The organism is Arthrobacter sp. StoSoilA2 (assembly GCF_019977195.1).
In the GTDB taxonomy this organism is placed as follows: Bacteria; Actinomycetota; Actinomycetes; order Actinomycetales; family Micrococcaceae; genus Arthrobacter.
Genome location: NZ_AP024643.1, coordinates 480,294 through 493,795, shown reverse-complemented (window position 1 = coordinate 493,795; position 13,502 = coordinate 480,294). Strand labels below are relative to the sequence as shown.

General features: G+C 60.8%; 9 protein-coding genes. All 9 read right to left on the bottom strand.

Annotation, left to right across the window (positions count from 1 at the left end; all coding sequences use genetic code 11):
- Positions 1-47: 47 nt before the first annotated feature.
- The 9 genes from mmsB to LDN82_RS02345 all read right to left on the bottom strand — a co-directional run bounded on the left by mmsB (position 48) and on the right by LDN82_RS02345 (position 13,498).
- Entirely contained in the window at positions 48-1,331 is a 1,284-nt protein-coding gene (gene mmsB / locus LDN82_RS02385) for a multiple monosaccharide ABC transporter permease (protein WP_224166226.1), read from the bottom strand.
- Positions 1,332-1,336: 5 nt separating this feature from the next.
- Entirely contained in the window at positions 1,337-2,866 is a 1,530-nt protein-coding gene (gene mmsA, locus LDN82_RS02380) for a multiple monosaccharide ABC transporter ATP-binding protein (RefSeq protein ID WP_223935636.1), read from the bottom strand.
- Positions 2,867-3,021: 155 nt separating this feature from the next.
- Positions 3,022-4,146: a multiple monosaccharide ABC transporter substrate-binding protein gene (chvE, locus tag LDN82_RS02375; protein WP_224166225.1), complete on the bottom strand. Its 1,125-nt coding sequence runs from the start codon at positions 4,144-4,146 to the stop codon at positions 3,022-3,024.
- Positions 4,147-4,515: 369 nt separating this feature from the next.
- Entirely contained in the window at positions 4,516-6,801 is a 2,286-nt protein-coding gene (locus tag LDN82_RS02370) for a gluconokinase, GntK/IdnK-type (RefSeq protein WP_224166224.1), read from the bottom strand.
- A complete protein-coding gene (manD, locus tag LDN82_RS02365) occupies positions 6,791-8,020 on the bottom strand; it encodes a D-mannonate dehydratase ManD (RefSeq protein WP_224093992.1) in 1,230 nt (409 codons plus the stop codon). Before manD ends, LDN82_RS02370 begins: the two co-directional genes overlap by 11 nt.
- Positions 8,021-8,174: 154 nt before the next feature.
- Positions 8,175-9,539, bottom strand: a complete 1,365-nt coding sequence (locus LDN82_RS02360) for a mannitol dehydrogenase family protein (protein WP_224166223.1) — start codon at positions 9,537-9,539, stop codon at positions 8,175-8,177.
- Positions 9,536-10,942, bottom strand: a complete 1,407-nt coding sequence (gene uxaC, locus LDN82_RS02355) for a glucuronate isomerase (RefSeq protein ID WP_224166222.1) — start codon at positions 10,940-10,942, stop codon at positions 9,536-9,538. The genes LDN82_RS02360 and uxaC overlap by 4 nt, the downstream gene beginning before the upstream one ends.
- Before the next feature lie 92 nt (positions 10,943-11,034).
- Positions 11,035-12,081, bottom strand: a complete 1,047-nt coding sequence (locus LDN82_RS02350; RefSeq protein ID WP_224166221.1) for a LacI family DNA-binding transcriptional regulator — start codon at positions 12,079-12,081, stop codon at positions 11,035-11,037.
- A 250-nt stretch (positions 12,082-12,331) separates the two neighbouring features.
- Positions 12,332-13,498, bottom strand: coding sequence for a Gfo/Idh/MocA family oxidoreductase (locus tag LDN82_RS02345; protein ID WP_224166220.1), 1,167 nt, complete (start codon positions 13,496-13,498; stop codon positions 12,332-12,334).
- Between the last annotated feature and the right edge of the window lie 4 nt (positions 13,499-13,502).

The following is a 13,502-nucleotide window of genomic DNA, read 5'->3' as shown; positions in this document are numbered from 1 at the left end:
GACAGCTCAGCTCGGAGCAGGATGCAGGCCAATCCCAGGGATTCTTGCTACTTGGCGTCTACCCGCACAGGTTCAGTCTTGGCAGGTTTGGTAGCTTCGGTTGCCGGAGGCGTGGTCTTCCACTTGAAGCGGCGGCTGATTGAGGATCCTCCACCAGCACCTGTCCGGTTCTTGTTGAAGATGTCGAAGCCGACCGCAAGGAGGAGAACCAGGCCCTTGATGAGCTGCTGGTAATCGGTTCCCAGACCAAGGATGGACATACCGTTGTTCAGGACGCCCATGATGAGGCCACCGATCATTGCTCCCGCAACGGTACCGATGCCGCCTTGGACGGCCGCGCCACCGATGAAGGCGGCAGCAATGGAGTCCAGTTCAAAGCCGGTACCGCCAGCAGGCTGGGCAGAGTTCAGTCGGGCTGTGAACACCAAACCAGCCAACGCGGCGAGGACGCCCATGTTGACGAACAACCGGAAGGTTACCTTCTTGGTCTTGATGCCGGAGAGCTCTGCTGCATGCAGGTTGCCACCAATGGCGTAGGTGTGGCGCCCGAAGATGCTGTTGTTCATCAATGCCGAGTACAGGATCACCAGGACTGCCAGCACGATCAGCACAATCGGCGTTCCACGGTAGCTGGCCAGCAGGAAGGTGATGATGAGCATCAGCACGGCAATGAAGCCGTTCTTGACGGCAAACCATGCCATCGGCTCGTTCTCAAGGTTGAACTTGCGCCGGACCCGGCGCTCCTTGATGGCTTGGAAGAGAATGGCTGCGGTGCCGCCAACGCCCAGGATGACGGTCAGCCATTCCAGTACGGAGGTGCCTCCGGAGATATCGGGGAGGAAGCCTCCACCGAGCGCCCGCAACTCGTTGGGGAACGGGGTGATCTGCTGGTTCTTCAGGGTGATGAGCGTCAGGCCGCGGAAGATGAGCATGCCGGCCAGGGTGACGATGAAGGCTGGAATGCCCACATAGGCAATCCAGTAGCCCTGCCATGCACCCACCAAGGCACCTACCAGGAGGCAAGCCGGGATGGCCAGCCACCACGCCCAGCCCCAGTGCACGATCATCACGCCGGCAACGGCACCGATGAACCCGGCGATGGATCCGACAGAGAGGTCGATGTGCCCGGCGATGATGACCATCACCATGCCAATGGCGAGGATCAGGATGTAGCTGTTCTGGACCACCAGGTTGCTGACGTTCTGCGGTTCAAGCAGGATGCCGTTGGTCAGGACCTGGAAGAGGATAACGATCAGGATCAGGGCGACGAAGATGCCAACCTGGCGGAGGCGGCTTGTGAGGAAGCCAAGGGATTCTCGTAGGGCGGACATGTTGGCTATTCCTTCTCTTGAGTCATGAAGTGCATGAGGGTTTCCTGGGTGGCCTCGGCGATGGGGACCTCGCCGGTGATGTGCCCTGCGGACAGCGTGTAGATCCTGTCGCAAATGCCCAGGAGCTCAGGCAGCTCCGAGGAGATCACGATCACGGCTTTCCCGGCGGCTGCGAGCTCATTGATGATCGTGTAGATCTCGAACTTGGCGCCGACGTCGATGCCCCGGGTTGGTTCGTCCAGGATCAGCACGTCCGGATCCGAGAACATCCACTTGCTCAGCACCACTTTCTGCTGGTTACCGCCGGAGAGCTTGCCGGTGATGGCTGCCACGGACGGCGCCTTGATGTTCATGCTCTTGCGGTAATGGTTGGCGACGGTGGTCTCTTTGTTGCCATCAACCCAGCCACGTTTAGCCAGCTTGTTCAGCGCCGCCATGGAGATATTCCGCTTGATGTCCTCGATCAGGTTCAGGCCATAATGCTTGCGGTCCTCGGTGGCGTAGGCAATGCCATGATCGATCGCGTCGGAAACCGTGGAAGTGTTGATCTCTTCGCCGTACTTGTAGACCTTGCCCGAAACGGCGCGTCCGTACGTCCGGCCGAAAACGCTCATGGCCAACTCGGTGCGGCCCGCGCCCATAAGGCCTGCCAAGCCCACCACTTCGCCCTTGCGGACATTCAGGTTGGCGTTGTGCACCACGATGCGGCTGTGGTCCTGGGGATGCTGAACCGTCCAGTCTTCAATGCGGAGGACTTCCTCGCCGATATTCGGAGTCCGGTCCGGATAGAGGCTTTCAAGGTCACGTCCCACCATGCCGCGGATGATGCGTTCCTGGGTGATCTGGCCCTGGTCCAGGCGCAGCGTCTCAATGGACTTGCCGTCACGGATGATAGTGACGGCGTCAGCCACCTTGCGGATCTCGTTGAGTTTGTGGCTGATGATGATGCTGGTGACGCCCTGGCCCTTGAGGTGCAGGATGAGGTCCAGCAGGTGGTCCGAGTCTTCATCGTTCAGTGCAGCCGTGGGCTCATCCAGGATGAGCAGCTTCACCTCTTTGGAGAGCGCCTTGGCAATCTCCACGAGCTGCTGCTTGCCAACACTGATGTGCTGGATGGGTGTGACGGGGTTTTCGCTCAGACCTACACGGGCAAGCAGCTTGGCGGCTTCGAGGTTGGTTTTCCGCCAATCCACCCAGCCGTTGTTTGCCAACTCGTTGCCGAGGTAAATGTTCTCAGCGATGGAAAGGTACGGGCTAAGAGCCAGCTCCTGGTGGATGATCACGATCCCGCGCTTCTCACTGTCCGAGATACTGTTGAATTCGCAGGGTTCGTTCTCAAAAAGGATGTCGCCGTCAAAGGAGTTGTGCGGGTAGACCCCGGACAACACCTTCATCAGGGTGGATTTCCCGGCGCCGTTCTCTCCACAGATGGCGTGGACTTCGCCGCGGTTTACATCCAGGGTGACATCCTGAAGGGCCTTGACCCCGGGGAAGGTCTTGGTTATTCCTCGCATTTGAAGAATGGGTACGTTCATCGTCAATTCCCACTGACTGGTTGGAACTTGGCCTGGCCGGGGATTCGGCCGGCTCATGGTGGGTTGTGGCCCCGCCCCGCTTGGCAGCGCTCTGGTGGCGCTTTAGCAGCGCTTGGCAGCGCTCTGGCAGCGGGACCACAACCCGAAGGAAGTGCTTACTTGACGTCGGATTCCTTGTAGTAGCCCGAGTCGATGAGTTCCTTCTTGTAGTTGTCCTTGGTGATGATGACGGACTTCAGGAGGAAGGCCGGAACAACCTTGACCTTGTTGTTGTAGGTCTTGGTGTCGTTCGTTTCCGGCTCGTTGCCCTTGAGCACGGCGTCAACCATCTTCACGGCCTGAGCTCCGAGCTGGCGGGTGTCCTTGAAGATCGTGGAGTACTGCTCGCCGGCGATGATGGACTTCACGGAGCCCTTTTCGGCATCCTGGCCGGTAACTACCGGCAGCTTTCCAGTGGAGTAGCCACCCGTGCTGGTCAGGGCCGAGATGATGCCGATGGACAGGCCGTCATACGGGGAGAGCACACCGTCCAGCTTGGTGCCGGAGCTGTAAGCCGAGGTCAGGATGTCTTCCATGCGCTTCTGGGCAACGGGTGCCTGCCAGCGCAGGATGGCTGCCTGCTCGAACTTGGTCTGGCCGCTGGGAACCTTCAAGGTGCCTGCATCCAGGTACGGCTTGAGGGTGTCCATGGCGCCAGTCCAGAAGAAGTTGGCGTTGTTGTCATCCGGGCTTCCGGCGAAGAGCTCCACGTTGAACGGGCCCTTGCCTTCAACCTTCTTGCCACTTGCGTCCACCAGGCCAAGGCCGGTGAGCAGTGACGTAGCCTGCTGGACACCTACGGTGTAGTTGTCGAAGGTGGTGTAGTAGTCAACGTTCGGTGTTCCGTTGATGAGGCGGTCGTAGGCGATGACCTTAACGTTCTGTTCCTTGGCCTTGGCCAGGACGTCGGTCAGCGTGGTGCCGTCAATTGCTGCGATGATCAGTGCCTTGGCGCCCTTGGTCAGCATGTTCTCGATCTGGGAGACCTGCGTAGGGATGTCATCGTTGGCGAACTGCAGGTCAGTCTTGTAACCAAGGTCCTTCAAGGATTTCTCAACGTTGGCGCCATCGGCAATCCAACGCTCGGACGTCTGGGTCGGCATCGAAATGCCTACCAGCGAATCGCTGGGCTTGGCGGTGCTGCTGGATTCTGCAGCTCCTCCGCGGCTCCCGCAGCCCGTGGCTCCCACGGTCAAGGTAAGGACAACCGCTACGGCGCCCAGGAGTTTCTTTAATCTCACGATGCTCTCCTTCCGCGGCAGCTTTGCCGCGAACTCTGATGCAGCCGGAGCATCTGCGCGTCCGGCACGGTGAAGCTGGGTTGGCCTGTGTGCTGGGGGCGGCACATGCCACTTCAAGGTGATACGACTGCCATTGTGAACGCTAACAATACCGTCGGTCAAGTGGATTGGATCACAATTTGGTTATAACGCTACTCGGCAGTAATCCGTGCGGGAAATTCTTGACTGAATCGTTGTTAGCGTTCACAATTGGCGCGCGTTCGCGTTCCCTGGGAAAGGAAGAGCCCGGCACCGCCTTGTGGGCAGTGCCGGGCTTCCAGGCTCCACCGTGATGGCGTGGAGGAGCACGACCCCGCCGAAAGTGGGGAGCTAGAGCCGGGTGTCGAACGAATCGCAGAAGACGTTCTCGTTGAACGTCCCCTGGAACTCGGACTTACCTTGGATTTTCAGGATGGTGGCACGGATGGCCTCGCGCGTTCCTGCGTGAGCGTGAATGGCGGTCTTGACCATGGGTACATCGATCAGATGGTTCGGCTGGTTCAGGGAAACAAAGACAGTGGGAACTTCCGTGGCGTACCAAGGAATTTCAGCAGCCATGGGCGAGGACCACTTGATCCGTATTGCGGCCTCCTGCGCGAAGCCCTTGACGTTGGCAAACACGAATGCGGCGTCGTACTTCTCCGCGTAGTCGCCCGTTGCTTCCTCGGCGAGCACCCTCATGAAGTTCATGCCGGGCTCCCCCGCAGCTTCACGCTGCTCCGCTGTTTTGAAGATATGCACTTCAAAACCCGCGGATTCCAGTTCCTCCTTGACCGTGTCCAAATATGCCAGCGGATCTGCGCGGGTAAAGTCGGCCCCGCCCGAAATGCCATAGAGCCGGATGCGTTTGTGCGTCTCAGGCGTGATGGGCAGGTTCCGGGCTGTGTCCTTGACAAGCGTGACGGTCTTGTCCGCAACGTCTGCGGCAATTGCACGGTGCGCGTCGCTGCCGATGACGGCCAATGCTTCTGCGGACGGCACCAGATCGTCACGCTCAATCCGGTGCAATCCCAGCGTTGCCTTCAACCCCAGGATCCTGCGCAACGCATCGTGGAGACGGGCCTCCGTGATGACGCCGGATTTGTAGCCGTCCACCATGTATTGGAAGTCCTCGTCGGGATCGCGGAAGAAGAGGAACATGTCGCAGCCGGCCGCGATGGTGGCAGGCACCAAATCGCGCCGCTTCATTGCCTGCGTCAAACCGACCATGAGCGAAGCGTCCGTGAGCACCAGCCCGTTGAAGCCGAGCTCGCCTCGCAGCAGGTCCTGCAACAGTTCAGGAGCGAGTGTCGCCGGCAACACCTCGGAGTCCGACAGCCCGGGACGGAAGTGCCTGGACACCTCGGGTGCACCGATGTGCCCTACCATGATCGACTGCACGCCGTGCCCGATCATTTCGCGGTACACGTGCCCGTACGTCTCGTTCCACTGGTCATAGTCGAGCGTGTTGTAGGACGTGACTACATGCTGGTCGCGTTCATCAATACCGTCGCCCGGGAAATGCTTCACGGCGCAAACAGTTGGTGACTCGCTGATTCCGTCGAAGTACTCCTTGGCACGCTCCACCACAATCTCCGGCGTATTGCCGAACGCCCGGGTGGAGATGACCGTGTTCCGCCAGTTGTAGTGGATGTCCACGATCGGCGCGAACGCCCAGTTACAGCCCAGCGCAGCCGTTTCGACGCCGGCAACCTGGCCCATTTGCCGGGCGATTGCCTTGTCCGGGTGTGAACCAGCCTGCAGGTGCGTGGCCACGAACGTGCCGTCGTCGCAACTGCCCGCGCCACCCATCTCCGGGTTGGAAGCGATGAGCAGCGGGATGCGGGTTTTGGACTGCGCGTAACGGATGTGTTCCTGGACAGCCGTCGAGGGACCCGGCCGGTAGCGCATGCCGCCCACATGGAATTTCTCCAGCACGCCGTCGAGGTACTCCGGGGAGTAATCGTTGTTGTGGTTGATGAACAGCTGCCCGACCTTCTCCTCGAGGGTCATTGAGCCGATCGTGTTCTCCACCCATGCGACAGCTGCGTCGTCAAGATGGAAGGGAGCAGCTTTGAGGTCCACCAGGAATGGCCTGGACGGCGCTTCAGCATGTCCACTCAAAGCCAGGGTCACTTCATCGACGATCTCCTCCACGGATAAGGCGATATCCAGGACTATTCCCGCTTCGTCGTCCTGCAAGGGCTCCAAAGTAGCTAATTGTGAATCAAGGAGCGAGGCTGGCATGAAGTGGCCGGGTCGGGCGTTCATGCGCTCATTCAGCAACTCACGCGTGCCATACAGGTGCACGAACACCACGGATGGATCGCCGCTGCGGATGATGTCCCGGTAGGAGCGCTTGAGGGCGCTGCAGGCAATAACAAGAGCAGAGTTCGACGCCGTGAAGCGCCTGCCGATTTCGGCCAACCAGGGTGCCCGGTCGTCGTCGTTCAGCGGAGTACCCGAGGCCATCTTGTCGATGTTTGATTGCGGGTGCAGCGAATCGCCGTCGAGGAATTCAGCTCCGAGGCGTTCAGCGAGGGCGGCGCCCACGGTGCTCTTGCCGCAGCCGGCCACGCCCATCACCACGATGTGGTGCCGGGCGTCGCCTGCCGAAGGAACCGGCCTACCAGTCATGGACCGTGCCGTCCACGAGGCGGTTGTACGGCAGGTATGCCTGCTGGTACGGGAACGCAGCGGCCGCTTCCTCGTTGAACTCGACGCCGATGCCGGGCTCGTCCCCGGGGTGCAGGTAACCGTCCTTGAAGGTCATGGACTGCTGGAAGACTTCGTTGGTCTTGTCCGAGTGCTGCATGTATTCCTGGATGCCGTAGTTGTGGATGGCCAGGCCAACGTGCAACTGGGCGGCGAAGCCCACCGGGGAGATGTCCGTGGGGCCGTGGAAGCCGGACTTGATCTGGTACTGGGCGGCGAAGTCCATGACCTTCTTCAGCGGGGAGATACCGCCAAAGTGTGTGGAGGCCGCGCGGACGTAGTCGATCAGTTGTTCCTTGATGAGGGTCTGGTAGTCCCACACGGTATTGAAGATTTCGCCGATGGCCAGCGGCGTTGTGGTGTGCTGGCGGACCAGGCGCAGGCCTTCCTGGTTCTCGGCCGGTGTGCAGTCCTCCAACCAGAACAGGTCGTACGGTTCCAGTGCCTTGCCAAGCTTGGCCGCCTGGATGGGCGTCATGCGGTGGTGGCCATCGTGGAGCAACGGAATTTCCGGGCCGAACTCATTCCGGACGGCTTCGAAAACCGTGGGCAAGTGGCGCAGGTACGCGCGGGTGTCCCAATCCTCCTCCAACGGGAAGTTCCCGCGGCCTGCGGGCTCGTAGTCGTACCGCTCGCCAGACGCCTGGGCCTGGGCGGCAACCCCGTACACAGCCTTGATGCCCGGGACCGCGGTCTGGATTCGGATGGACTTGTAGCCGAGTTCCAGATGCTCACGGACCGAGTCAAAAAGCGAGGGAATGTCCGAACCCGAGGCATGCCCGTAGGCGCGCAGCCCGTTCCGGGATGCGCCACCCAGCAACTGGTAGACGGGCATGCCGGCCACCTTGCCCTTGATGTCCCACAACGCCATGTCCACGGCAGCGATCGCGGCCATGGTCACCGGGCCCCGGCGCCAGTACGAGCTGCGGTACAGGAACTGCCACGTGTCCTCGATCCGGTGCGGATCCTTCCCGATCAACAGCTGCGCAACATGCTCCTTGAGATAGGCGGCGACGGCGAGTTCCCGGCCGTTCAGCGTCGCGTCACCAATGCCCGTCACCCCGTCTTCGGTGGTGATGCGCAGAGTGACGAAGTTCCGGGAGGGGCTGGTCACGAAGACTTCAGCGGCAATGATTTTCACAGCTTTTCCTTTCGGGATTGGGCTGGGTTGAAGGGTTCCTTCTCGCCTCAATGCGATATTCACCACAAATACTGAATACGAGTCTAGAATTGTTTGCCATTTTTGGCAATCGGTTGCCAGTGCGACAACCGCGCGAGCCTCGGAAAAGGGAAGCCTAGGCTGCAGTTCCTGTCCCGGCACGGTGAGTGGCCCAAACCGGGGTCAGCTCCTGGATCAGCTCCACGACTCCTGGCTCACCGGCAAGGTCTGGATCCAAAAGCCGCAGCAACGCCGCAACCCGGGCACCTTCGGAGAGTTCATTCGCAGCCGCAATGCCTGAAGCCCTGGGATCCTGAAGCTCAGGATTCACCGCGATGTAGGCAGACCACACCGCGATCATTCTCGCCGCAGCAGTGCCGCTTCGCCCGGCGGCGCGCTCCGCACGGAGAACCGGCAGTGCACGCATCCGGAGCTTGGTGCTGCCGTCCATGGCAATCTGGGCCAGATGATGTGCGATCCGGGAGTTTCCAAAACGTTCAAGCAATGCAGCCCGGTATTCAGGGATATGGAGTTCCCCGCCGGAAAGGTGCCTGGCGGCTTCGTCCCAGAATTCCTCTACCACCTCACGGCATACCGCATCGCCCAGGGCCTGGGCCACTGTGGTGTGGCCGCGCAACTGCCCTGCGTAAGCCAGGATGGAATGCGCGCCATTGAGGAGCCAAAGTTTGCGGTTTTCGTAGGGTTCGATGTCATCCACGAAGACCGCTCCAGCGTCTTCCCAACGTGGACGCCCGAGGGGGAAATGGCCGCTCAGCACCCAGTTGCGGAAAGGTTCAGTGACCACCGGGGCTTCGTCCCGGTACCCGCACTGCTCACCGACCAGCGCTACATCGTCAGCCGTAGTGCGGGGCGTGATGCGGTCCACCGATGTGCTGACAAAGCTGACGTTGTTGTCGATCCAGGCGGCGAGTCCGGGGTCCAAGCCCAGGGCGATTTCCGCTACGCCCGCACGGGCCACGTTTCCATTGTCAGAGAGGTTGTCGCAGGAAACCACAGCGAGGGGTCCGGCGTCGGCCTCCCTGCGGGCGGCGAGGCCAAGGACCAAGCGGCCCAACGGCGTCGTGGGTTGCTCCCCCGCGACCAACCGCGGCAGGTCATCCGCGCCGTGTGCGTAGGCTGCTTCCGTGATGGTCAGTGTTATCACCGCTGTTTGCGGTGCCGAGACCAGTTCAACCAATCGTTCAATGTTGGCGCCGTCGATGGCTTCTACAACGCTGCCTATAACCTCAAAGGAATCCCCTGCATCGGATCGTTCCACCAACGTAAAGAGGCCGTCCTGTTCCGCAAGGACCTTGGCGGCATCCGGACGACGCCCTGTGAACGAGGCGATGCCCCAGTCCCCTGCGTCACCGGCATGCTGCGTGTACCAGGCCTGGTGCGAACGGTGAAAGGCCCCGAGTCCCAGGTGCACAATGCGCACGGGAGCCTTTTCAACCGCCTTGACCGCACGGTTCAATCGCCTGAGCCCATCGACGCTCATAGTTTGAACACCCTGCGTGGCGAGGAATCGACGACGTCGAGAATCAGCTCGTGGGCGCGGGCTTCAGTCACGCGGTGCTCGGCTACAAGGCGCGCGAGGAAGGAAGCTTCAATCCTGCGGGAGGCGTCGTGCCGTGCGGGAATTGAGCAGAACGCGCGGGTGTCATCGATGAAGCCCGAGGACCGCGAGAAACCGGCGGTTTCCGTAACTGCGGAACGGAAGCGCAACATGGCATCCGGAGCATCGAGGAACCACCACGGCGCACCGATGAAAACAGACGGATAGAAACCGGCCAACGGCGCGAGTTCACGGGAAAAAACGGTCTCATCGAGTGTGAAGAGCACCAAGTGGAAATCCTTGGCCGTGCCAAAGTCCTGCAGCAACGGACGGATGGCCTCGGTGTAGTTAACCGCGAACGGAATATCGTGGCCGGTGTCCGCACCAAAGGACTCGAACGTGGGGCCATGGTGATTCCGGTACGAGCCAGGGTGGATGGTCATGACCAATCCGTCGGCCACTGACATGCGTGCCATCTGGTACATCATGTGGGCCTCGAACGCGTCACGATCCTGGGCTGTAGCCTTGCCGGCACGGGCACGTTCAAAGAGTGCTTCAGCTTCTGCGCTTTGCAGTTTGAGCGTGGCAGGCGTGCGCACGCCGTGATCCGCCGAAACTGCGCCATGCTCTACAAAGTAGCGACGCCGGTTTTCCAGGGCCGCGATGTAGCCTGCATAGCCCGTTGCGCCGTCGGCGGCAGTTTCGATCAGACGATCAACGTTGGCGTTCCAGCTGGGATGCGCCACGTTCAGATAAGCATCCGGGCGGAACGTTGGAAGCACCCGGCCGTTGAAGCTGGGGTCATTGGTGAGGGCCTTGTGGCTGGCAAGGTTGTCCAGAGGATCATCCGTGGTGGCCAGGACCTCAATGTTGAAGTCCTTGAAGAGCTGGCGAGGACGGAAGTCCGGCTCTACCAGCTTCGCCGCGATCGCTTCATAGCTGGCGTCAGCCGGCATCTCACTGAGATCTGCGCCGAGTTTGAACACTTCGTGGAATTGGGTGCGCAGCCAGTACCCGGAGGCAGTGCCCTCAAACAGCGGCCAGGCCTGGACGAACTGCCTCCAAATCTCCCGCGAATCAGGCGCGGACGCTGTACCTGTGAGCAACTGATCCATCGGAACACCGTTGGCGTGGATCAGGCGGGTGACGTAGTGGTCCGGGCTGACCAGGAGCGCTGCAGGGTCAGGGAAGGGCGTGTTCTGTTCAAGGACAGCGGCGTCAACGTGGCCGTGCGGAGAAATGATGGGCAGGTCCTGGACGCGCTCCAGCAAGGAGCGCGCGATGCTGCGCGTGCCGGGATCTGCGGGCAGGAGCCTGTCAGGGTGTGCTGCGATGGACTGTGACATAGGTCAATCTTGCGGTTCACCTTGCCATCTTGTCAACCGGTTGCCAAAAATTGCCAACTCGTTGCAACAATCATTTGCCTAAACACTGCGGACTAGCTCAGCAGCCTTCCACTGGAGCCCCGCACAACGAGCTCGGTCTCCACGCTCACAGCTTCGCTGGGGGCATCGTGGCCTTGCAGCATGTCCAACAGGATGGTCACGGCACGCGTGCCGCATTCCCCCAAGGGTGAACGCACGGTCGTCAGTGCGGGAGTGGTGAAGTCTGCGCCGAAAATGTCATCGAAGCCAACGATGCTGATTTGGTCCGGAACGCGCATGCCGCCGGCCTGCAATTCCTGCATCAAGCCGATGGCCAAAAGGTCGTTGTAGGTGATGACGGCAGTAGCTCCGCTTTCCAGGACGTCGCGCGCAACTTGCCTGCCGCCGTCGACGGTTGGTTTGGACGATTCCAAACGGAGGGCGCCCAGCTTGGACCACTCGCAGGCAGCTTTGACGCCCTCCCACCGGCGGCCCGTCATCCAGGACTGGGCAGGCCCGGCGACGTAGGCAAGATTGGTGTGCCCATTGGCTGCCAAGCTGCGCACGGCCTCGCTGATGCCCTTGTTCACATCCGGAACGACGCACGGGACGCCGTCGATCTTGCGGTTAATGACCACCACAGGCTTGTCCGCTGAAAGGTCCCGGATGTGGTCGTCGTCCATGCGGGGACTCGCCAGGATCAGTCCGTCGACCGTGCTCAACAGGCGGCGCGCCGCGGTGACTTCAGTCTCTGGCGACTCAGCGGATTCCGCCAGGACCAGCGTGTAATCGCGGGCCGATCCGGTGGTTTCGGCACCGCGGATGATGTCGAAAAAGGTGGGATTGGTAATGTCCGCGACAATCAAACCGATGGTCTGCGTGCGGCCAGTGGGGAGCGCGCGGGCGAACGGGTTCACCTGGTAGTTCAGCTGCGCAGCCGCGTCCTCGATAATTTTCTGCGTCTTGGCACTGACCCTACCCGGCTTGCTGAGGGCACGCGACACCGTCGACGGGTTCACGCCCGCGAGCTTGGCGATGTCGTAGATCGTGGCGGAGGACTTTTCCCCCCGGCCACGCTTAGTGGGTGCAGTTGCTGCTCCGGTGCTCGTCACGTCAGTCACCGCTTCATCCTAGACCGCTTGGCAACAAAAACGGCCGGTTGCCATCGAGGAATGCCAAAAACCCGGTGGGATGTGAGAGAGGAACGCTAAAAAGCCGGTGGGATGTGAGAGAGGAACGCTAAAAAGCCAGTGGGATGTGAGAGAGGAACGCTAAGAACCCAGTGGGATGTGAGAGAGGAACGCCAAAAAGCCGTCGGGATGTGAGAGAGAAACGGTCTGTCCGGATACTCCCTCACATCCCGGCGAGCCTCTAGCGGCGCTCGGGGAACTTGCCCTCTTCCGCGATGCGCTTGTTGAGCTCCTGCAGGAATTCATCCTCGTCGAAGTCCAGCGAAACTTCCTTGCCGGTCCAGCTGGAGAGGTGGATGGCGTTGGCCAGGCGGACGCCGTTGATACCGTCCGAGCCCGGAGCAAGCAGAGGAGTCCCGTCAAGGATGTTGGCCGCAAAGTTCTCCAAGACACCGGCGTGCTGGCCGCCCCACGCAGACTCGAACTCGATGACCTCGCTGCTGTACAACTCGTCGCGGTTCAACTGGCCCATAAAGAGCTTGCGGACGCCCTCCGTATCCATCGAATCACTGATTTCCCGCTCCGGCTTGACCAGCCGGGTGACTGTGGCCACCTTGCTGTCCTCCACCACGATCTTGCCCTGGTCACCGAGGATTTCGAATCTGTCGGTTCCCACGATGTCGTGGGTGGCCGTCACGAAAACGCCCGTGGCGCCGTCGCCATAGTCCACAACAGCGGTGACTTCATCCTCGACCGCGATATCGCGGCGGAAGCCATACGCCACCTTGGAGTAGACAGACTGGGGGACGCCACAGATCCACTGCCAGAGGTCCAGCTGGTGCGGTGCCTGGTTAACCAGAACGCCACCACCTTCGCCGCCCCAGGTGGCCCGCCATTCGCTGGAGTTGTAATAGCCCTGCGGCCGCCACCAGTTGGTGATGATCCAGTTGGTGCGGCGGATCTTGCCGATCTCGCCGCCGTCGACGATTTCCTTCAGCTTCTTGTAGAGCGGGTTGTTGCGCTGGTTGAACATGATGCCGAAGGTCAGTTCGGGCTTGGAAGCGGCGAACTCGTTCAGCTCCTTGACCTGCTTGGTGTAGACCCCGGCTGGCTTCTCCACCAGCGCATGAATGTCGCGCTTGAGTGATTCGATGCCCATCTCGGGGTGCAGGAAGTGCGGCACGCAGGTGATGACAGCATCAACGGCACCGCTTTCCAGCAGCGCAATGTAGTCGTCATAGAACGGGACGTCCGGGTATTGGGAGGCAGCAAGCTCCTTCTTGGCAGGATCGACATCGCAAATGGCGCCGATCTCCATGTTCGGGACCAAGCCGTCCGTGATGAACTTGGCGTAGGCGCCGCCTTGCTGGCCCAGGCCGATGATGCCGAGGCGTACTTTCTTGCTCATAAAT